At 67.5% G+C, this 20,530-nt stretch carries 17 protein-coding genes; 10 read left to right on the top strand and 7 right to left on the bottom strand.

Annotated elements, in window-relative coordinates:
- The first annotated feature begins 22 nt into the window (after nucleotides 1-22).
- The 10 genes from ACSFA7_RS16755 to ACSFA7_RS16800 all read left to right on the top strand — a co-directional run bounded on the left by ACSFA7_RS16755 (nucleotide 23) and on the right by ACSFA7_RS16800 (nucleotide 10,525).
- Nucleotides 23-1,273: a 3-hydroxybenzoate 6-monooxygenase gene (locus ACSFA7_RS16755; RefSeq protein WP_435500425.1), complete on the top strand. Its 1,251-nt coding sequence runs from the start codon at nucleotides 23-25 to the stop codon at nucleotides 1,271-1,273.
- Nucleotides 1,274-1,328: 55 nt separating this feature from the next.
- Nucleotides 1,329-2,315 (top strand): Bug family tripartite tricarboxylate transporter substrate binding protein, encoded by a 987-nt coding sequence (locus ACSFA7_RS16760; RefSeq protein ID WP_435500426.1) that lies wholly within the window; start codon nucleotides 1,329-1,331, stop codon nucleotides 2,313-2,315.
- A gap of 84 nt (nucleotides 2,316-2,399) precedes the next feature.
- Entirely contained in the window at nucleotides 2,400-3,377 is a 978-nt protein-coding gene (locus ACSFA7_RS16765; protein ID WP_435500427.1) for a Bug family tripartite tricarboxylate transporter substrate binding protein, read from the top strand.
- Complete coding sequence (locus tag ACSFA7_RS16770) at nucleotides 3,377-4,732, top strand: FAD-dependent oxidoreductase (protein ID WP_435500428.1); 1,356 nt, start codon at nucleotides 3,377-3,379, stop codon at nucleotides 4,730-4,732. Before ACSFA7_RS16765 ends, ACSFA7_RS16770 begins: the two co-directional genes overlap by 1 nt.
- Before the next feature lie 137 nt (nucleotides 4,733-4,869).
- Nucleotides 4,870-5,487 (top strand): hypothetical protein, encoded by a 618-nt coding sequence (locus tag ACSFA7_RS16775; protein WP_435500429.1) that lies wholly within the window; start codon nucleotides 4,870-4,872, stop codon nucleotides 5,485-5,487.
- A 93-nt stretch (nucleotides 5,488-5,580) separates the two neighbouring features.
- Nucleotides 5,581-6,459: an acyl-CoA thioesterase gene (locus tag ACSFA7_RS16780; protein ID WP_206176799.1), complete on the top strand. Its 879-nt coding sequence runs from the start codon at nucleotides 5,581-5,583 to the stop codon at nucleotides 6,457-6,459.
- Between the two features lie 30 nt (nucleotides 6,460-6,489).
- Nucleotides 6,490-7,101, top strand: a complete 612-nt coding sequence (locus ACSFA7_RS16785) for a glutathione S-transferase (protein ID WP_435500430.1) — start codon at nucleotides 6,490-6,492, stop codon at nucleotides 7,099-7,101.
- A gap of 309 nt (nucleotides 7,102-7,410) precedes the next feature.
- On the top strand, nucleotides 7,411-8,124 hold the full coding sequence (locus tag ACSFA7_RS16790) for an SDR family oxidoreductase (protein ID WP_435500431.1): 714 nt from the start codon (nucleotides 7,411-7,413) through the stop codon (nucleotides 8,122-8,124).
- 234 nt (nucleotides 8,125-8,358) lie between these two features.
- Nucleotides 8,359-9,816, top strand: a complete 1,458-nt coding sequence (locus ACSFA7_RS16795; protein ID WP_435500432.1) for a SulP family inorganic anion transporter — start codon at nucleotides 8,359-8,361, stop codon at nucleotides 9,814-9,816.
- A 97-nt stretch (nucleotides 9,817-9,913) separates the two neighbouring features.
- Nucleotides 9,914-10,525, top strand: coding sequence for a class I SAM-dependent methyltransferase (locus ACSFA7_RS16800; protein WP_435500433.1), 612 nt, complete (start codon nucleotides 9,914-9,916; stop codon nucleotides 10,523-10,525).
- A gap of 7 nt (nucleotides 10,526-10,532) precedes the next feature.
- Here ACSFA7_RS16800 and ACSFA7_RS16805 read toward each other — a convergent pair whose 3' ends face one another.
- The 7 genes from ACSFA7_RS16805 to ACSFA7_RS16835 form a co-directional block, all read right to left on the bottom strand.
- Nucleotides 10,533-11,261, bottom strand: a complete 729-nt coding sequence (locus ACSFA7_RS16805; protein ID WP_435500434.1) for an ABC transporter ATP-binding protein — start codon at nucleotides 11,259-11,261, stop codon at nucleotides 10,533-10,535.
- Entirely contained in the window at nucleotides 11,258-12,013 is a 756-nt protein-coding gene (locus ACSFA7_RS16810) for an ABC transporter ATP-binding protein (RefSeq protein ID WP_206176804.1), read from the bottom strand. Before ACSFA7_RS16810 ends, ACSFA7_RS16805 begins: the two co-directional genes overlap by 4 nt.
- Entirely contained in the window at nucleotides 12,010-12,972 is a 963-nt protein-coding gene (locus ACSFA7_RS16815) for a branched-chain amino acid ABC transporter permease (protein ID WP_435500435.1), read from the bottom strand. Before ACSFA7_RS16815 ends, ACSFA7_RS16810 begins: the two co-directional genes overlap by 4 nt.
- Entirely contained in the window at nucleotides 12,969-13,889 is a 921-nt protein-coding gene (locus ACSFA7_RS16820) for a branched-chain amino acid ABC transporter permease (protein WP_307607075.1), read from the bottom strand. The genes ACSFA7_RS16815 and ACSFA7_RS16820 overlap by 4 nt, the downstream gene beginning before the upstream one ends.
- A 128-nt stretch (nucleotides 13,890-14,017) precedes the next feature.
- On the bottom strand, nucleotides 14,018-15,223 hold the full coding sequence (locus tag ACSFA7_RS16825; protein ID WP_257864290.1) for an ABC transporter substrate-binding protein: 1,206 nt from the start codon (nucleotides 15,221-15,223) through the stop codon (nucleotides 14,018-14,020).
- 194 nt (nucleotides 15,224-15,417) lie between these two features.
- Nucleotides 15,418-15,657, bottom strand: a complete 240-nt coding sequence (atpE, locus tag ACSFA7_RS16830) for a F0F1 ATP synthase subunit C (protein WP_013538854.1) — start codon at nucleotides 15,655-15,657, stop codon at nucleotides 15,418-15,420.
- 145 nt (nucleotides 15,658-15,802) lie between these two features.
- On the bottom strand, nucleotides 15,803-20,512 hold the full coding sequence (locus tag ACSFA7_RS16835) for an RICIN domain-containing protein (protein WP_435500436.1): 4,710 nt from the start codon (nucleotides 20,510-20,512) through the stop codon (nucleotides 15,803-15,805).
- Nucleotides 20,513-20,530: the final 18 nt, after the last annotated feature.

Here is a 20,530-nt window from a genome sequence, read left to right on the forward strand (position 1 = left end):
TCCGAAGCGCAGAGGCCACCCGATGAGCACATCTCCCACGAAGAACCCGCCCAGCGTGCTGCTCGTCGGCGGCGGCATCGGCGGCATGGCCGCGGCGCTCGCGCTCGCGCGCCTGGGCGTATCCATCGACCTGCTCGAACAGAGCGCGGCCATCGGCGAGATCGGCGCGGGCCTGCAGCTCGGCCCCAACGCCTTCGCGGCGCTCGACGCGCTGGGCGTGGGCGAGGCAGTGCGCCGGGGCTCGGTCTTCACGGACAGGCTGGTGATGATGGATGCGGTCGATTGCAGCGAAGTGGCCTCGGTGCCGGTCGGCGAAGCCTTCCGCGCGCGCTTCAGGAATCCCTACGCGGTGAGCCACCGCGCCGACCTGCATGGCGCGATCCACGAGGCGGTGAAGCAGCATCCGCTGATCCGCTTCCACACCTCGGCGCAGGTCGAGTCCATCGACACCGGCGCGCACGGCGTCACCGCGGTCACGCGCGACGGCAGGCGCTTCCAGGCCGACGCCATCGTGGGCTGCGACGGCGTGAAGTCGGTGGTGCGCGCCAAGCTCATCGGCGATGCACCGCGCGTTTCGGGCCACGTCGTGTACCGCGCGGTCGTGCCCGCGTCCGACATGCCGGCCGATCTGCGCTGGAACGCGCCCGTTGTCTGGGCCGGTCCGAACTGCCACCTGGTGCACTACCCGTTGCGCCACGGCGAGCAATACAACCTGGTCGTCACCTTCCACAGCCGCGAAGAAGAAGAGTGGGGCGTCACCGACGGCAGCAAGGAAGAAGTGCTCTCGTACTTCGAGGGTGTGCACGCGCGCCCGCGCCAACTGCTCGACCGTCCCACCTCGTGGCGCCGATGGAGCACTGCCGACCGCGACCCGGTCGACCGCTGGAGCGAGGGCCCGGCCACGCTGCTGGGCGATGCGGCGCATCCGATGATGCAGTACCTCGCGCAGGGCGCCTGCATGGCGCTGGAAGACGCGGTGACGCTGGGCGCCGCGGTGAAGGCCTGCGATTTCGACATGACCGCCGCATTCAAACTGTACGAAGCCGCACGCGTCGCCCGCACGGCGCGGGTGGTGCTGTCGGTGCGCGAGATGGGGCGTCTGTATCACGCGAGGGGCGTCGAGCGGCTGGTGCGCAACAGCCTCTGGGTCGGGCGCACGCCGGAGCGTTTCTACGATGCGGTCGAGTGGCTCTATGCGTGGCGGCCCGAGCACTGCCTGGACGATGCACCGGCCTCGCTGCATCCTGCCGCCGCCGAGCTTTCGTTGCATTGAAACGAATTTCTTTCATCATCACCATTCGAGGCCGAAGGCCCAGGAGACAAGCACCATGAATTTCTCGCGCGCATTGCTGACGGGCGTCCTCGCCCTCACTGCCACCATCGCCACCACCGGCGCGCTGGCGCAGGCCGGCGACTTCCCGAACAGGCCCGTGACGCTGGTCACGCCCTTCGCCGCCGGCAGCGGCCCCGACGCGGTGCTGCGCCTCGTGTCCGACAAGCTCTCGCGCCTGTGGAACCAGCGCGTGGTGATCGACAACAAGCCGGGCGGCGGTGGCTTCATCGCCATCGACCAGGCCCGCCGCGCCGCGCCCGACGGCTACACGCTGCTGCAGCTGGACAGCGAGCACGTCGCCGCGCTGCCGCACCTGTACAAGTCGAAGAACTTCGTGACGCTGCAGCACTTCGACCCGGTGGCTTCGCTGTTCCGCACACCCTTCTTCGTGGCCGTGGGCACCGATTCGAAGTGGAAGACCATGGGCGATCTCATCGCCGCCGCCAAGGCCGAGCCCGAAGGTGTCGTCTACGGTTCGTGGGGCGTCGGCAGCCCCGGCCATCTGGGCGCGCAGCAGCTGGAAGCGCTCACCGGCATCCGCATGCGCCACGCGCCGTACCGCGAGGTGTCGCAGCTCTATTCCAACGTGGGCACCGGCGAAGTGCCGTGGGCCTTCGCGAGCATCCCGTCGAGCCAGGGCATCTACAAGGCGGGCAAGCTGCGCTACATCGCGGTCGCGGCGCCCAAGCGCATTCCTCAGATGCCCGACGTGCCGACCATGGCGGAGGCGGGCGGGCCGGCCTCGCTCGAAGTCAATTCCTTCGTCTCGCTGCTCGCGCCCAAGGGCGTGCCGGCGGCGGTGAAGGCGAAGATCAACGCCGACGTGGCCAAGGTCATCGCCGACCCCGAGATCCGCGCCCGCTTCGACACCTTCGCCTTCGAGCCGCTGGCGTGGTCGCCCGAGGAGATCCAGCGCAACGCCGAGGCCAAGTCGAAGGTGTACGGCGAATTGGTGCGCAGGGGCAACATCAGCCTCGAATAGCGGGAGCGCGCCTTGCCCGCTGTTCCCCTCGGCAGTTAAGCTGGCTTTCTTCGGTTTTTGTTAACTTTTTCACTTCTTTTCGCCATGCACGCCAAAAAGAGAGCCCTTTTGATCGCTTGCGGCTTGGCAGCCGCCTCCCTCCTGCCGCTCGCCGCAAGTGCACAGAACAGCGCCTGGCCGACCAAGCCCATCCGTTTGCTGGTGGGCTTTCCGGGTGGCTCCACGCCCGACATCGCGGCGCGCACCATCGCCGAGCCGCTGGGCAAGGCGCTGGGCCAGCCGATCGTGGTGGACAACAAGGCCGGCGCCTCGGGCAACATCGCGGCCGACCAGGTGGCCAAGGCCACCGACGACCACACGCTGGGCCTCGTGATCAACGGCAACCTCACGTCGTCGAAGGTGCTGTACCCCAAGCTGCCCTACGACCCGGCCAAGGACTTCACGTACCTCTCGCTGATCGCGACCGCGCCGCTGGTGCTGGTGGCGCAGAACAACCTGCCCTCGGGCACCGCCTTCTTCGATGCGGGCCGCCAGGCCGGCGACAAATGGAACTACGGCTCGGTCGGTATCGGCTCCGTCGGCCACCTGGGCATGGAGCTGCTCAAGAGCCGAGTCACCGGCTTCAGGCCCGAGCACGTGCCCTACCAGGGCAACCCGCAGGTCGTCACCGCCATGCTGGGCGACCAGGTGCAGATGGGACTGATCCCGCCGGGCGTGGCCATGCCCCAGATCCGCGCCGGCAAGCTCAAGGCCATCGGCCTGACCGGTGGCCGCAGCGCGCTGGTGCCCGAGATCCCGCCGCTGGCCGAAGCCGGCGTGAAGGACTTCAGCCTCGAGGTGTGGGTGGCACTGCTCGGCCCGGCCAACCTCTCGAAGACGGCGCAGGCGCGCATCGGCCATGAACTCGCCATCGTCATGAAAGACCCGGAGGTCCGCCGCAAGCTCTTCGAGCAAGGCTGGCAGGCCGTGGGCACGTCGCCGGACGGCATGCGCACGCGCGTCAACGAAGAGGCGGCCATCATGACCAAGATCATTGCCACCCGCGGCATCAAGTTGCAGTAATGGCAGTCCGGCAGACAACTCTGACAGAACCGGCACGCGAGCTGCCGGTCTTCGGCGAATACGACGTGGTCGTGGTCGGCGGCGGCCCCGCCGGCATCGCTGCCGCCGTGAGTGCCGCGCGCCATGGTGCGCGCACGCTGCTGGTGGAACGCTACGGCTTCCTCGGCGGCATGGGCACCGCGGGCGGCGTGACCAACTTCGCGGGCCTGTACGGCAAACGCAACGGCGAGATGACGCTGCTGGTGCGCGGCGTGGCCGACGACCTGCTCGATCGCATCGGCGCGCTCGGCGGCCTCAACAAGCCGCAGGACGGCATGCAGGGTCGCATCCGCGTGCGCTCCTACGACACCTCGGCCTACAAGATCGCGGCCGACCAGTTGCTGCTCGATGCCGGCGTGAACCTGTTGTTCCATGCGTGGGCAGCGGCGGTGATCCGCGACGGCGACCGCATCGCGGCCCTTGTGGTCGAGACCAAGTCGGGCCGCCAGGCGATCCGCGCCAACGCCTTCATCGACGCCAGCGGCGACGCCGACGTGGCGGCCTTCGCGGGCGTCCCCTTCGAGGTGGGCGACGGCCACGGCAGCGGACTCTTTCCGACCACGATGTTCCGCGTCGGCCAGGTCGATGCGCAACCGGCGCTCGAAGCCGTGGGCGAGTTCAAGGCCATCAACGACCTGATGGCCAAGGTGCAGCAGCAGAAGCCGGGAACCTACAAGTTCCCGCGCGAAGGCGCGATCCTGCGGCCCAACATCGACCCGCGCGAATGGCGCGCCAACGTCACGCAGATCCGCAACGCGGCCGGCCGCGCGATGAATGGTGTCGATGCGCGCGAGCTCACCGAGGGCGAGCTCGAAGGCCGCCGCCAGATCGCCGAGTACTTCAGGTTCATGAAGGCCGAGGTGCCGGGCTTCGCGCATTCGGCCATCGTGGAGATCGCGCCGCAGGTCGGCATCCGCGAAACGCGCCGCATCGAAGGCCTCTATGCGCTCGCGGGCGAGGACATCCTCTCGTCGGCCAGGTTCGACGACAGCATCGGCATCAACGCCTGGCCAATGGAGATGCACGCCGACGGCCGCATCGAATGGGCCTTTCCGCGCGACGACAACCGCACCTACAACCAGCTGCCCTGGCGCATGCTGGTGCCGCGCCGGGTCGACAACCTGCTGGTGGCCGGCCGCTGCGCCGCGATGACGCACGAAGGCCAGTCGGCCGCGCGCGCGAGCGGCGGTTGCTTCGTCATGGGGCAGGCGGCTGGCACTGCGGCGGCATCGCTGGGCAGCGCGAATTTCGCGGATGTCGATGTGCCGGCGCTGCAGAAGAAGCTGGTCGCCGACGGCGCGGATCTCGACCGCTGAAGACACCGAATCGGCGGTATGGCGCTAGAGTCCGGGGCTTGATGAACTCCAACCCCGGACGAAAAGTGCACCTCCTTTCGTTTTCGACCCCTGCGCGTCGTCTTCTCCTCGCCCTTTCCTGTGCCGCGCTCGGCCTCATGCAATGGGGCTGCGCCAACACCCCCGAAGGCGAACCCGTCCACGGCAAGGACGAGGTGGTGAGCTTCCTTGCCGCCAAGGACGGCCGCAAGGTTGTCATTGCCGCGGAGAAATATCACTACGTGTTCGATGGCGACCCGTCCGTGGCCGCGTTGCTGCGCTGGAGCGGGCGCGCCAAGATCACGCCAAGCCTCAACGGCGAACTCAAGGTGGCGCGCAACAACAGCTTCGAAGGGACGTACACGCTGCTCGCCTTCGACGCGGACCTGGCACCCGAAGACCGGGTCTTCCTGATCCAGACCGGTTTCGCGAAAACCGACATGAAATACGGCGACCGCACCGGCCCGGCGCTTCGCTACTTCGGCACCGTCTACGGCACGCGCTACGCGGCTGCGCCGCTCAAACCCGCCGACACGCTCGACTTCTCCCGTTCGTTCCTCATCAGGTTTGTCGAGCAGGAAACCGCCACCGGCCCCGCCGCCCAACCCGCCCCGTCGCCGCTGATCTATGACGACGACGGCAAGCTGCTGGTGGGCGGCGTGCCCATGTTCATCGTGCAAGGCGGCACGGACTACCGCTGCCGCGCGCGCTTCATGGACATCTGCTTCTACAAATAGCAGCGCCCCGCTGACCGGGCCGCGACAGCTCGCCGGCCCGTCCTTTGCTATGGTCGAGGGCTGCTTTTTTCCTGCACCGACTGCCCTTTGCCGATGACCACCGATCCCGCCACCGCCGCCCGCCTCGTCGACGAACTCGTCGCCCTCATGCAGCTCGAACCGCTCGGCGGCGATCGCTTTCTCGCCCAGAGCGAAGACATCGGCACTCCGGCCGTCTTCGGCGGTCAGGTGCTCGGCCAGTCGCTCGCGGCCGCGAGCCTCACGGTCGGTGCCGACCGGCCGGTGCATTCGATGCACGCCTACTTCCTGCTGCCGGGCGAGCATGCGCCCATCGAGTACAGCGTCGACCGCGTGCGCGACGGCCGCAGCTTCACCACCCGCCATGTGGTGGCGCGCCAGGGGGAGCGGATCATCTTCGAGATGTCGGCGTCGTTCCAGACGGTGGACGACGGTGTCGAACACCAGCTCGCGATGCCCGAGGTCGAAGGCCCCGAAGGCCTGGTCAGCGAACTCGACCAGCGCCTCGCCCTGGGCGACCGCCTGCCCGAGCGCTGGCGCATCAAGGGCCTGGAGCCGCACGGCATCGAATACCGCCGCGTCGAGGCCGACGACCTGCTCACGCCCATCGTGCGTCCCTCGGAAAGTGCGATCTGGATGCGCGCCATCGCGCCGCTGCCCGATGACCCGGTCGTGCACCGCGCGCTGCTCGCCTACGCCTCCGACCACGGTCTGCTGCGCGCCGCGATGCTGCCGCACGGCCTGAGCTTCATGAGCGGCCAGGTGCGCCCCGCGAGCCTGGACCACGCGATGTGGTTCCACCGCGATTTCCGCATGGACGACTGGCTGCTCTACGTGCTCGATTCGCCCAGCGCGAGCGGTGCGCGGGGCCTGTGCCGCGGCAGCCTGTTCACGCGCGACGGGCGGCTCGTGGCGTCCACGGCGCAAGAGGGCATGCTGCGGATCGTGCGTTGAGATGAGACCTGCAATCCAAGGACACACCGAATGAAGATCTTCCACTCGCCCGCTTCGCCGTTCGTGCGCAAGTGCATGGTCGTCGCGCACGAACTCGGCATTGCCGACCGCATCGAGAAATTGCCTAGCGCCGCCGGCCCGGTGAAGCGCGACGCCACCATCCTCCCGAAGAACCCGCTCGGCCAGGTGCCGACCTTCCTGTGCGACGACGGGCAGGTGCTGTACGACAGCCGCGTGATCTGCGAATTCCTCGACGCCACGCATTCGGGTTCGCTGTTTCCCGCCGATGGCTCTCAGCGCTGGGCCCGCCTCACTGAACTGGCCCTCGCCGACGGCATGACCGCTGCTGCACTGCTCGCGCGCTACGAAACCATGCTCCGCCCCGAAGCCCTGCGCTGGAACGACTGGACCGAGGGTCAGCTCGCCAAGGTGCGCACCGGTCTCGAATGGCTCGAAACGGCGGCGCCGTCGTTCGGCGACCGCGTCGATATAGGGACCATCGCCTTCGGTTGCGCATTGGGCTACATGGACTTCCGCTTTCCATCGGTCGACTGGCGTGCCGATGCGCCGAACACGGCGAAGTGGTTCGAGGTGTTCAACCAGCGCGCGTCGATGCAAGCAACGCTACCGGCTGTCGCCTGAGTCCGTTCAGGGCGGCACTCGCCCCGACGGTGGGCTCTGTTTCGCGAATGTCCCCCGGCTTCGCCTCCTCCTTGATTTCGCGAAACAGAGCCCACCATCAGCGCGAGCGCTTTCCGAGCGGTGGTTGATTGCCGATCACCGGCAGCGTGTCCAAGTGCGCAGGGCATCGGGTGCTCCCCGCAGCGAAATCAAGGGGGAGGGCGAAGCCCGGAGGACATTCGCGGAGGGGAGTACCCGGTGGCCTGTGCACCCGCCCCGAAATCTTGGCTAAATGCACCCCTCGCATGAATTCAAACCAAGGACCAATGCATGTCTTCTGAAGCACAAAAGAAAGTAGCCATCGTCACCGCCGGTGGCAGCGGCATGGGCGCCGCGGCGGCGCGCAAGCTCGCGGACGACGGCTTCCGCGTCGCGATCCTCTCGTCATCGGGCAAGGGCGAGGCGTTGGCCCAGGAGCTCGGCGGCATCGGCGTGACCGGCTCGAACCAGTCGAACGACGACATCAAGCGCTTGGTCGACAAGGTGACGGACACATGGGGTCGCGTCGACGTGCTGGTGAACAGCGCGGGCCACGGCCCCCGCGCGCCGATCCTGGAGATCACCGACGAAGACTGGCACCGCGGCATGGACGTCTACCTGCTGAGCGCCGTGCGCCCCAGCCGCCTCGTGGCGCCGCTGATGGTGAAGCAAGGCGGCGGCACGATCATCAACATCTCCACCTTCGCCGCCTTCGAGCCCGATCCCGTGTTCCCGACCTCTGGCGTGTTCCGCGCCGGCCTCGCGGCCTTCACCAAGCTCTTCGCCGACAAGTACGCCGCCGACAACGTGCGCATGAACAACGTGCTGCCCGGCTTCATCGACAGCCTGCCCGAGAAGGACGTGTTCCGCGAGCGCATCCCGATGGGCCGCTACGGCAAGAGCAGCGAGATCGCCGCCACCATCGGCTTCCTCGCGTCCGAAGGCGCGGGCTACATCACCGGGCAGAACCTGCGCGTGGACGGCGGCATCACGCGCTCGGTGTGAAGGCATAGGGCGGGCCGCTCTCTACAATCGCGCCCCATGTGTCCGAGGATGCCCCGCTTTCCCATCCGCCGCCGGCAGTCCGGCTGCTCGCGGCCTACGCCTCCCTGACGAAGGCGCAGTGACGCGCCGTGGCTCCGGCCACGGCGACACCCGGGGCCGCAGCGCCGGCCTCTCTTCCTTCTGCCCCTGTCCCGCATCGCCTTGCCGGTGCATGCGGGCTGTTTTTCCTTTTCCATGTCCTCCTCCCACAGCCGCCTGCGCACCGAGTGGTGCCCGAGCATTCCGCGCGAACTGATGGCCGGCGCCGTCGCCACCTTCGCGCTCATTCCCGAAGTCATCGCCTTCTCTTTCGTCGCGGGCGTCGATCCGGCCGTCGGGCTGTTCGCATCGTTCGTGATCAGCCTTGTCATCGCCTTCACCGGCGGGCGCCCGGCCATGGTGTCGGCCGCCGCGGGCTCGGTCGCGCTCGTGGCCGCGCCGCTGGTGCATGCGCACGGGCTGCAGTACCTGCTGGCGGCGGGCGTGCTGGCCGGCGCGATGCAGATCGTGTTCGGCCTGCTGCGCCTGGGCGTGCTGATGCGCTTCGTCTCGACCTCGGTGCGCACGGGTTTCGTCAACGCGCTCGCCATCCTGATCTTCGCGGCGCAGATGCCGCACTTCATCGGCGCCAACACGGCCACCTGGGCGATGGTGGGGCTCGGCCTCGCCGTCATCTACCTGCTGCCGCGCATCACGCGCGCGGTGCCTTCGCCGCTGGTGTGCATCGTGGTGGTGACGCTGGTTGGCCATTGGCTCGACCTGCCGCTCAAGACCGTGGCCGACCTCGGGCACCTGCCCGATGCGCTGCCCGCATTCGCCTTCCCCTCGGTGCCGTTCACGCTCGACACGCTGCGCATCATCGCGTTGCCCGCGTTCGCGATCGCGATGGTCGGGCTGCTCGAATCGATGATGACCGCGAGCGTGGTGGACGAGCTCACCGACACGCCGAGTTCCAAGAACCGCGAGTGCAGCGGCCTGGGCGTGGCGAACGTGGCGGCCAGCTTCTTCGGCGGCATCGCGGGCTGCGGAATGATCGGCCAGACGGTGAGCAACGTGCGCTACGGCGGGCGCGGGCGGCTGTCGACGCTGTTCGCGGGCGCCTTCCTGCTGATCCTCATGGTGCTGCTCAAGCCCTGGGTGTCGCAGGTGCCGGTGGCTGCGCTGGTCGCGATCATGGTGATGGTGTCGGCATCGACCTTCGACTGGGGATCGCTGCGCACGCTGGTGCGCCACCCGCGCATGTCGAGCGCGGTGATGCTCGCGACGGTGGCGGTCACCGTCGCTACCGACAATCTGGCCGCGGGCGTGGCCGTCGGCGTGCTGCTCAGCGGCGTGTTCTTCACCTTCAAGGTGGCGCGGCTGCTGCATGTACATGCCGAGGTGGACGAAGGCGGCCTGCGCACCTACCGCATCATGGGCCAGGTGTTCTTCGCCTCGGCCGACATGCTGGTGGATGCCTTCGACGTGCGCGAGATCGACGGCGCGTCGGTGCGCATCGATGTGTCACAGGCGCATTTCTGGGACGTCACTGCGGTCGTGGCGTTGACCAAGGTGGTCGAGCGGCTGCGAAAGCACGGCAGCGCGGTGGAAGTGACAGGGCTCAACCAGGCCAGCCGCGACCTGATCCAGCAGCTCGACGTCACGCCCGAGTAATGCTTGGGGCCTAGGTAGTTTTCCCCGTGAGCAGGCGGTGCCCCGGACCTAGCCTTGGCGGTTCCCGTCGGATGTCCGATGGAGCGGAAAGGCTCCCATGGAAATTCCCGCCTCGGTGTTGAAGAACATGGATCGCACCATCCAGTCCTACGAAGACTCCGCCCGCGAATACAACGCGATCGTGGCGGGCCACCGGCCGCCCGAGATCGTGGACGCACTGCGTCGGATGATGCAGTTCGTGCCCGCCGGCGGCACCGTGCTGGAGATCGGTTCCGGATCGGGGCAGGACGCCGACTTCATCGAGTCCCTGGGTGGCGTCGTCAGGCGCACCGACGCGGCGCAGGCCTTTCTCGACCTGCAGGCCGAGCGCGGCAAGAAGGGCGAGCTGCTCAACGTCGTGACGGACGCGTTGGGCGGACCCTACAGCGCTGTCCTTGCAATGGCCGTGCTGATCCATGTCGATCGCGAGCAGGTCCCACCGGTCCTGCGCAAGGTGTTCGACGCGCTCGAGCCCGGCGGGGTTTTCCTCGCGGGCATGCGCATCGGCGAAGGCGAGACGAACGGCAACTACCAGACCGTGTACTGGGAGAAAGACCGGTTCGCCGAAGCGCTTGCAGCGGCCGGCCTGCGAGTGCAATGGGACACGCAATGGATCGGCCGCAAGGACGTGAGGTGGGCCGGCTTCCTCGCGTGCCGTCCGCGGGAGTGAACGCGGCCTACACGCCCAGGTAGCGCGTCCAGAGCGAGCGGTCGGCGTCGAGCGCTGCCGAATCGCCCTGCCACACCACGCGACCGCGTTCGAGGATCACATGCCGGTCGGCCAGTGGCAGCAGGCGCTGCACGTACTTGTCGACCACCAGGATCGCTTCGCCTTCGGACTTGAGCGTGGCGATGCAGTGCCAGATCTCCTCGCGGATCACCGGAGCCAGGCCTTCGGTGGCTTCATCAAGGATCAGGAGGCGCGGGTGCGTGGACAGCGCACGCGCGATCGCGAGCATCTGCTGCTCGCCGCCCGAGAGCTGGTTGCCCGCGTTGGCCTTGCGTTCCGCCAGGCGCGGGAACAGGCCGTAGAGCGCCTCGACCGTCCAGCGTGGCGCGCTGCCGGGGCGCGGCCGCGCAAAGGCGCGCAAATGTTCATCCACGCTGAGGTTCGGGAACACATGGCGCCCCTCGGGCACGATGGCCACGCCGCGCCGTGCGATCGCATCGGGCTTGTGCCCGCCGATGGCCGCGCCGCCGAACTGCACGTCGCCGCGCATCGGCGAGAGCGTGCCGGTCAGCACCTTCAGCAGCGTGCTCTTGCCCATGCCGTTGCGGCCCAGCAGCGCGAGCACTTCGCCCGCGCCGATCTTCAGGTCGATGCCGAAGAGCACCTGGCTCGCGCCGTAGCCGGCCTCGATGGACTTTGCCTCTAGCAAGGTCTGTGTGGTCGTGGCCGTGCTCATGCGTGTCCTTCTGCTTCCGTACCCAGGTACACCGCCTGCACGTCGGGATGTCCGCGCACTTCGTCGGCCGTGCCGCTCATCAGCACGCGGCCCTGTACCAGCACCGTGAGCCGGTTGGCGAGGCGAAACACCGCGTCCATGTCGTGCTCGATCAAGAGGATGGCCATCGATTCGCGCAGCGATTCGATCAGGTCCACCATGCGCGCCGATTCGTCCGGGCCCATGCCGGCCATCGGTTCGTCGAGCAGCAGCAGCTTGGGTTCGGCCGCGAGCGCGAGCGCCACGTCGAGCGCGCGCTGCGCACCGTGCGGTAGCGTGCCCGCGATGCGGTCTCGCTCGCTGCCCAGGCCCACGCGATCGGCCAGCGCGATGGCGCGCTGCACCAGGTCGCGCTCGGTTGCGCGCGGCGCCATGAAGCGCAGGCTGCTGCCCGCATGGGCCTGCGCCGCGAGCATCAGGTTGTCGTGCACGGTTTCCTTGGCGAACACGCGCGTCACCTGGAAGCAGCGCGACATGCCGGCCGCCACGCGCTGGTGGTCGCGCAGCTTGGTGATGTCGATCTCGTCGAGCAGGATGCGGCCCGCGTCGGCCTTCAGGAGGCCCGTGATCAGGTTCACCAGCGTGGTCTTGCCCGCGCCGTTGGGGCCGATCAGCGCATGCACCTCGCCGCGTTCGACGGTGAGGCTCACATGGTCGGTCGCCAGCAGGCCGCCGAAGCGCTTGACCAATCCTTCGATTCTGAAAAGGCTCATGGTGTTGCCTTGGTGAGTGGCGTCGCACGACGGCGGCGCGCGAGTGCTGCCAGTCCCTTGGGCGCCCACAATGCGACGGCGATCAGGAGCAGGCCCAGGGGCATGTGCCAGTGCTCGGTGTGCTGCTTCAAGAACTCTTCGAGCAGCAGCCACACGATGGCGCCCACGGGCCCGCCCCAGCTGCGGCCGAGACCGCCGATCACCACCATCACGAGCAGCGTGGCCGACTGCGTCCAGTGCATCGTCGCGGGGCTGACGAAACCGTTGCCGCCTGCAAGAAGCGCACCCGCGAGCCCGGCGATGGCGCCGGCGATCGCGAACGCCACCAGTTGCAGCCGGAACACCGGGTAGCCCAGCGCCCGCATGCGTGTCTCGTTGTCGCGGATGCCCATGAGCGCATGGCCGAAGCGCGATTGCGTCGCGCGGTGGAGCCACCAGAGCGCGAGCGCCACGATGACCAGCACGACCCAGTAGAAGTTCGATTCGTTGCCGAGGTCGAGCCCGGGCAGCAGCGTGGGCCGGCTCATGAGCGTGTAGCCATCGTCGCCGCCATAGCGGCGCAGCGACACCACCACGAAGTACAGCATCTGCGCGAAGGCCAGCGTGGTCATGATGAAGTACACGCCGCGCGTGCGCAGCGCCACCGTGCCGATCAGCGCGGCGACAAGGCCGGCCACGAGCGCGGCCAGCGGCCACATCACCCACGCCGACATCACGCCCGCATCGCTGAGCGCCACCACCGTGTACGCGCCCATGCCGATGAAGCCCGCGTGCCCGAGCGCGACCATGCCGCCGAAACCGAGGATGAAATTGAGGCTCGCCGCGGCCAGCGCCACGATGAGCACGCGGCGCACGAAGCCGATGTAGAACTCGAGCCCGAACAGCGGTGCGACCAGCGGAAACGCCGCGAGCAGCACGAAGACCAGCCCGAGGCCGATGGAGCGTGAGGAGAGCTTCATGCGCGCGCCGAGAAGAGGCCCGAGGGGCGGAAGATCAGAACAATCACCATCAGCGCGTACATCGCGACTTCGGCGAAGAGCGGGCCGAGGTCCGCAGCCGTGGCGGGCGGCAGCGTGGCGCGCAGCAGCATCGGCACGAATGCGCGGCCGATGGTGTCGACCACGCCCACGAGGAGGGCTGCCACGAAAGCGCCGCGCACCGAACCGATGCCGCCGATCACCAGCACCACGAGCGCCGGAATCAGGATGGCTTCGCCCATGCCCACCTGCACCGCGACGATCGGCCCCATCAGCGCGCCGGCCAGTGCTGCGAGCGCCGCGCCGAGCAGGAACACGCCGTTGAAGATGCGGCCCACGCGCACGCCCATCAGTTCGGCCATCGGCCGGTCGGACGCGCCCGCGCGCACCCGCATGCCGATGCGCGTGTGGTTCACCAGGAGGTAGAGCGCGAGGGCCACCAGCAGACCGCCGATGAGGATCACGAGGCGATAGGCCGGGTAGGGCAGGCCGTCCATCAGGTTGACCGGACCCGAGAGCGCGGCGGGTGTCGGCGCCATCACGGGCGAGGGGCCCCAGGCCATCGTCACGATGTCGTCGGCCACCAGGATCACGCCGAAGGTGGCGAGCACCTGCGCGAGATGGTCGCGTGTGTAGAGGCGGCGCATCAGCAGCACTTCGAGCAGCAGCGCCACCACCACGGTGACCGCCACCGCGATCACGATGGCGGCGGTGAACGAGCCGGTGCGCGTGTGCGCCTCGGCTGCCACATACGCGCCCGACATGAACAGCGAACCGTGCGCGAGGTTCAGCACGTCCATGATGCCGAACACCAGCGTGAGGCCCGCCGCCAGCAGGAACAGCATCAGGCCGTAGCCGAGGCCGTTGAGCAACTGCTCGAGAACAAGAATTCCACTCATAGGATGAAGAGCGTTGCCCGTGGTTTCATTCAAGAAACACCGAGGAACCGGCTTTGCCGGGCCTCAGGTGTTGCCCCCGGTAGGGGAAGGAGAAGCGACACGAAGTGCGCGCAGCCTGGGGGCGAGCCTTATTTCAGCGGGCACTTGTCGGCGTAGCTGTCGCCGTAGTTCGTCAGTACGGTGTTGATCAGCTTGTTCGTGACCTTGCCCTGTGCATCCTTGCCGATCACGCGCAGGTAGAAGTTCTCGATGGGGTAGTGGTTGTTCGCGTACTTGAAGGCGCCGCGCGTGGAGGCGTAGTTGGCCTTTTTCAGCGCGGCGACCACGGCTTCGCGGTTCTGCGCGTTGCCGCCCGACTGCTTCACGGCCGCGTCCATCGCGAGGATCGCGTCATACGCCTGCGCCGCGTACACCGACGGGTAGCGCCCGTTGTATTCCTTGCGGAACGCGGCCACGAACGCCTTGTTGGCGGGGTTGTCCAGGTCGTGCGCCCAGTGCGAGGTGTTGAACAAACCGAGCATTGGCTCGCCCACGGCACCGATCACGTCTTCATCGGCCGAGAAGCCGCTGGTCACGAGCGTGATGTCCTTCGACAGGCCCGCGCCCACGAACTGCTTGATGAAGTTGATGCCCATCGCGCCGGGCAGGAAGAAGTAGATCGAGTCGGGCTTGGCCGCGCGCAGTTGCGCGAGTTCGGCGGCGTAGTCGATCTGGCCGAGCTTGGTGTAGAGCTCGTCGGCCACCTGGCCCTTGAACTGGCGCTTGAAGCCGCCCAGCGCATCCTTGCCGGCCGGGTAGTTGGGGGCGATGAGCACGGTCTTCTTGAAGCCGCGGTCCTGCGCGAACTTGCCGGCAGCCTCGTGGAACTGGTCGTTCTGGTAGGCCGTGCCGAAGAAGTACGCATTGCACTGTGCGCCGGCGAACTGGCTCGGGCCGGCATTGGCCGAGAGGTACGGCACCTTGGCGTTGAAGAGCGTGGGGCCCACGGCCAGCGCCACGTTGGAGCCGATGGGGCCGCTGAAGATGTCGATCTTGTCGCGCTGGATCATGCGGTCGACCAGCTGCTTGGCCTGGTCGGGGCTGCCGGCCATGTCGGCCTGCACGAATTCGACGTCTTGCCCGCCGAGCTTGCCGTTCAACTGCTTGATGCCGAGCGCGAAACCGTCGCGCGCCTCGGCGCCCAATGCCGCGAAAGGCCCCGAGATATCAAGGGCCAAGCCCACCTTCACAGGGGCGGCCATGGCCGACGCCGCGGTACCAAGGGCTGCGCCGCACAGCAGCAGCGAGAGCAGGGTGCGCGGCAGCGCGGGCGACTTCGGGGACAGATGGCTCATGGGTTCTCCGAGGGAGGAAGGATGAAACGAGGCACCGGCACCGCGCCATGCAGCACCGACGACATCGAACCGTTGATAGCTAAATACTTTAACCATAAACGATTCAGTGTCAACGGTGCTAGCACGAATGGTGCCAGTGGATCGTGTCACTTCCTGGTGCGCAGGCCCCGTTTTTCAGGGGCTGCGGCGCCCGTTCAGCCGAAGGGATTGGCGGTCGCAAACCAGAGGCCGATGCCGGTGGCGATGATGAAGGCGCCGTCTGTCACGCCCGCGATCAGGAAGAACTTGGTCTGCAGCACGTCGACCATCTCGGGCTGGCGTGCGGTGCTCTCGAGGAACTTCTGGCCGACCAGTCCGATGCCCAGGCAAGAGCCGAGCGCTGCAATGCCGATCAGCAGGGCGACTGCGAGGGGAAGGATGTTGAAGCCGGTCATGGTGTTTTCTCCTGGTGGTTGGTTGATCGATGGACGTACTTTCTCGCAACGGGTGCGCACGGTCCATGACGTGGGAGGTCATGGGCAGGACGAAAAAAAGCCGGTCGCGGAAGGCGGCCGGCTTTCGAGGGGAAGCGTCAGCGCGTCAGGGGAGCTGGGTCCAGCTCTGGTTGGTGCCGCCGTTGCAGGTCCAGGTGATCAGCGCCGTGTCCTGCGTCGTCGAGCTGTTCGGCACGTCGAGGCAGGAACCCGAGGCGCGGTTCTTGATCGCGCCGCCCACGAGGCTCCACTGCGTCGTGTCGCCGGCGGAGCAGGCCAGTTGCACCACCGCCGCGTTCGTCGTCGCGGTGCCGCTCTGCGCCAGGCAAAGGCCGCTGTGCTCGGCCTTGAACTGCAGGTAGCCGCCCGTGAGGCTCGTCACACTGAACCTCTCGTTGTTCGCATTGCCACACGGCCACTGCACCGCCGTCGCGCCGCTGGCGGTCGACACGCCCTTGATGTTCACGCACAGGTTGCTGAGGTTCGAACGGATGCGCGTGATCGTCGGCGTCGGGTCGCTGTCCTGCGAGCGCACGTACTCGCGAATCGCCACCACGTCGGCCGCCGGTAGGCTGCTGGCGTTGCCGTGACCGCCGGCAAGCACGTCCTGCAACGTCGCGGCCTGTCCGTTGTGGAAGAAGGCCGTGGTGTTCCAGGTGCCCAGCAGCGTCGGCGTGTCGAAGCCCACGCCCGCCAGCGGCTGGTTCATGCCCTTGCCCGACGAGAGCTGGATGGTGCCCACGTCGTGCCGCTGTCCGTCGCGGAAGGTCGCGCCGGTGTGGCAGGTCACGCACTGCGCTGAGGCGAACAGCGCCTGGCCCCGCGCCGCGTCGACGCTGAGGCTGCCGTCGGCGTTGCGCGCCGGGCTGCGCATGTACTTGTTCAGCGAGGTCAGGTAGGCCGCGAGATCGTCCAGCTGCGCGTTCTTGCCGGCCTTGGGTGCGCCCAGCGGGTCCTGCGTAGCCGTGAAGTCCGCATTGCTCAGGAAGCCGGTGCCGCCGAACTCGTTGCGGATGTCGTTCTCGAAGTCCTGCACCTCGTCGAAGTTGGCCGTCCAGTGCAGCTTGCCGTGGCCGAGGCCCCGCTTACCCATGAGGCTGATGGTGCGGCGCAGGCCCTCGCCGCGCTGGGTGAAGTCCCACACCATGCCGTCGTCGCCGGCATCCGCATGGCAGCTCGCGCAGGAGATGTAGTTGTCCTTGCTCATGCGCCGGTCCGACGCGTTGTAGAACACCTGCTTGCCGCGCAGCGCCGCGGGCGACATCGGTTCCTGCGCGACCGTCGAGACGTTCTGCAGGAAGACCGGCGCCGCCGTTTCCGAGGCCAGCACCGAGGCCACGTCGTGCACCGACACCGAGCGCGCGAGGAAGTTGTTGACGAACAACCGTTTCCTCGTCGCGTCCAGGTACAGGCCATGCGGCGCGCTGCTGGCGTTGATCTCGCCGCGCACCGAGCGGCTGTACGGATCGACGATGGCCACGCGGTTGCCTTCCATCTGCGCGACGAACAGGTAGTCGCCCGACGGCGAGAACAGCGCGGCGCGTGCCGGTGCCCGGTCGTCGAAGTCGATCTGCTCGGCGAACACTTCCGCGGCCGTCTGCAGGTTGACCTGCGAGAGGATGGAACGCACCGTCTGGTCGTGCACCAGGTTGTTGCCGTCCCTGAACTTGCCGCGCACGATGTTGTCCTTCTTCGAAGGCAGCACCGCCCGCGTGCCGTCCGGCGAGATGATCACCTGGCTCAGGTAGTTGGCCACGCCGCGCGCACGGCTTTCGGTGTCCACCGTGGTGGTGTCCACCGGCAAGGCGATGGTGGTCATCGCGCTCATGCTCTGCAGGTTCACCTTGTGCAGCTGGCCGCCGGTCATCTTCGACTTGAAGCGCGTGACGTAGGCCACCTGTGCGTCGGAGTTGACGGCAATGCCGCGCAGGTTGCCTTCGAGCGCGACCGCACCGGTGGTGGCGCCGTTGCTCGGGTCGAAGCTCATCAGCACCGACTTGCTCTCCAGCGTCAGCAGGCCCTTGGCGCCATCGGGCGTGAAGGCCACGCCGTAGGGGCCGCTGCCATAGGCGAGCGGCACGGTGGCCGAGACGCTGCCGTCGGCCGCATTGAGCGCCACCAGCTTGTCCTCGCCCTGCACCGTGACCCAGATGCGGCCGTCGGGACCGACTGCCAGCGTCTTCGGTTCTTCACCCACGCGCACTTCCCAGCGCTTGGCCAGCGTCTCGGCGTTGATGGCGGCGACGGTGCCGCTGTCGGGGTTGACCGAGTACACCGAGTTCGCATCGCCCGCGATGTTGGTGGTGTGCGTGGGCGGCCGCGCCGTGGTCGGGACGATCACGGTGAGGTTGTAGGTGTAGAAGGTCTCGCGGCCGTTCGCGTCTTTCACCGTCAGCGTCACCGTGAAATGGCCGGGGCGCGTGTAGGTGTAGGTGTAGTTCGGCTGACTCGAGTAGGCGGTCTGCGTGCCGTCGCCGAAGTTCCAGCGGAACTGCGCGCCGCTGCTGCCGAGCGTGCCGGGGTTGAACACCAGCTGGCCGTTGACCAGCTTCGGTCCACCGCCGATGCCGGGGTCGCCGATGATGGCCTGCCCGCGCAGCGTGTTCACTTCGGTGTCGGAGAGCACGCGGCCGTAGACGCGCACTTCCGCCAGCGTGCCCTTGAAGAGCGCAGCGTTGCCCTGGATCTGGCCCAGCACGTTGAACTTGTTCGACAGGCCCTTGGTGCCCGTGAGGCCTGCGGAGGTGGTCTTCACGCCGTCGACGTACACCGCCTGCGCACCCGAGGCTGCGTCGCGCGTCAGCACCACGTGGTGCCAGTTGCCGTCGTTCACCGCCGCGGTGGAGGTGGTGCCGCCGTCATTGCCGACCGACAGCTTGATGCGCCCGCTGTTGTCCAGCCAGCCCCAGAACACGTCGTCCGCGCCGCCCGACTGGTCGCGCCCGAAGATGCCGGGCGCGGTCCACGAATTCGGGCCGCCCGCCTGGGTGGTCTTCATGTAGAAGCTCAGCGAGGCGGTGCCGCCGAGCACGGTGGCCACGGAATCGTTCTTCAGCGGCACACCGGCGGTGCGGTTCGCGAAGTTCATGCCGATGCTCTCGAACGCGTCGCCCGATACCGGTGTGCCGTTGTTGTTGCCGATCTGGTCGGAGAGGTTGCCCGCCAGCGTCCAGTAGTGCATCAGGTTGATGTCGGTCGCGTTGCCGGTGTTGAAGGTAGAGCGGTAGTCCGCGCCGATGGCGTTGCCCGCATAGTCCTTCAGGCCGTTGGCCGGCAGGAACACTTCATAGCTCGTGCCCGGTTGCAGCGGCTGCTCGGGGTGGAAGTTGACGATGCCCAGCTGCACGCTGTAGGTGCCCGCCAGCGTGTTGCCGCCCACCGGGCGCACGATGAAGGTGTTGGAATTCACGCTCTCGGGCCGGATGTTGTCCGTCATGCCGAGGCCGATGCGCGAGGTCAGCGCCTGCTGCTTCGCGCCGTTGGCGGGCGAGACCTGCTTGACTTCAGGCTTGGTGATGTCGGGGTCGACCGAATGCACGACGAAGCCGCTGCCCGAGCCGTGGTCGTTGCCCACGAAGACCAGGTTGCCGAAGATCGCGACCTGGCCGTTGTCCGAGTGCGAGAAGTTCGGGTCGTCTTCGCGCAGGATGCTGCCGCGGCCCACCTCCACGTGGTTCAGCGGATTGCTCACGTCCACCTTGTGGATGCGGGTTTGCGCGCCTTGAATGACGTAGTTGTCCTGCGTGGCGCAATAGAGCTGCTCGTCGATGACCAGCCGGTTGTCCTCGGCCACGAAGCGCGAGCGGTCGGAGAGGTCGTAGCTGTACATCTTCGCGCCGCTGTTGCGCGTGGAGACGTGCAGGTTCCTGCCGTCGAAGCAGGTCGCGTAATAGAACGGCGTGGTGCCCACGATGGAATCGAGCACCTTGGGGTTGAGCGGATCGGAGATGTCCAGGCTCGCGAAGCCGCCGTTGCTTTCCATCGCGGTCAGCACCATGTGGTTGCCCATCGTGAAGATCGGGCCGAGGCGAAAGCCGCCGAGTTCCCCCGTAGGCACCGGGTTGGGCTTGCCGGCGCCGCGGTTGGCGACCACGGCGTTCGCGGGGTCCGTCGCGTCGACGATGAACATGCCCCGGCCCGCCGATGCCACGTAAAGGTAGGGCGCCTGCCACCAGAGCTGCCAGGCCACGTTCTCGTAGTCGCCAGCGTTGACGCCGGGCAGCGCGAGCTTCTTCACCTGCTTGATGTCGTTGACGTCGGTGAAGTCCCAGAACTCCACGCCGTTGATGCTGGGCAGCACGACGTAGGTCTTGCCGCCGATCTTCGCAGTGCCGAAGGAGTGCGTCTCGCGGAACTCCTTGGTACGCGCCTCTGGCTCGTAGATCTTCTTCACGAGTTGGATCTGGCGCGGGTTCGACACGTCGTACAGCAAAAAGCCGCCCGGGCCGAGGCCGCTGTCCGGCGCGAAGGAGGTGAGGAAGTAGCCGTTGACCATGATGCCGGCATTCATGCCGTAGTCCTTGCGGCCCGGATAGGTGGCGGGCACCTCGCGCGACTCGTAGGCGCTGCTGTGCGCCGGATCGAGCGGGTGGTTGGGGCTGGTGATCATCGACACCGGCTTGAACAGTTCGGCCGAGGTGTAGGTGAGGTTGCCCAGGCCCGGTCCCTGAAGCGGGAGCGGGTCGGCGACGGCTGCGGAGACCGCCGTCGCCATGTTGCTGAGGGTCGTCATCGGACTGACCCCGGTGATTGCCGCGTGCGTCAGCAGTGTGACGAACGGCACCATCAATGCCATCACGTAATACCGGATCTTCATCGTTGCCTCCAAGTTGTT

The organism is Variovorax trehalosi (assembly GCF_051216415.1).
Lineage (GTDB): Bacteria > Pseudomonadota > Gammaproteobacteria > Burkholderiales > Burkholderiaceae_C > Variovorax.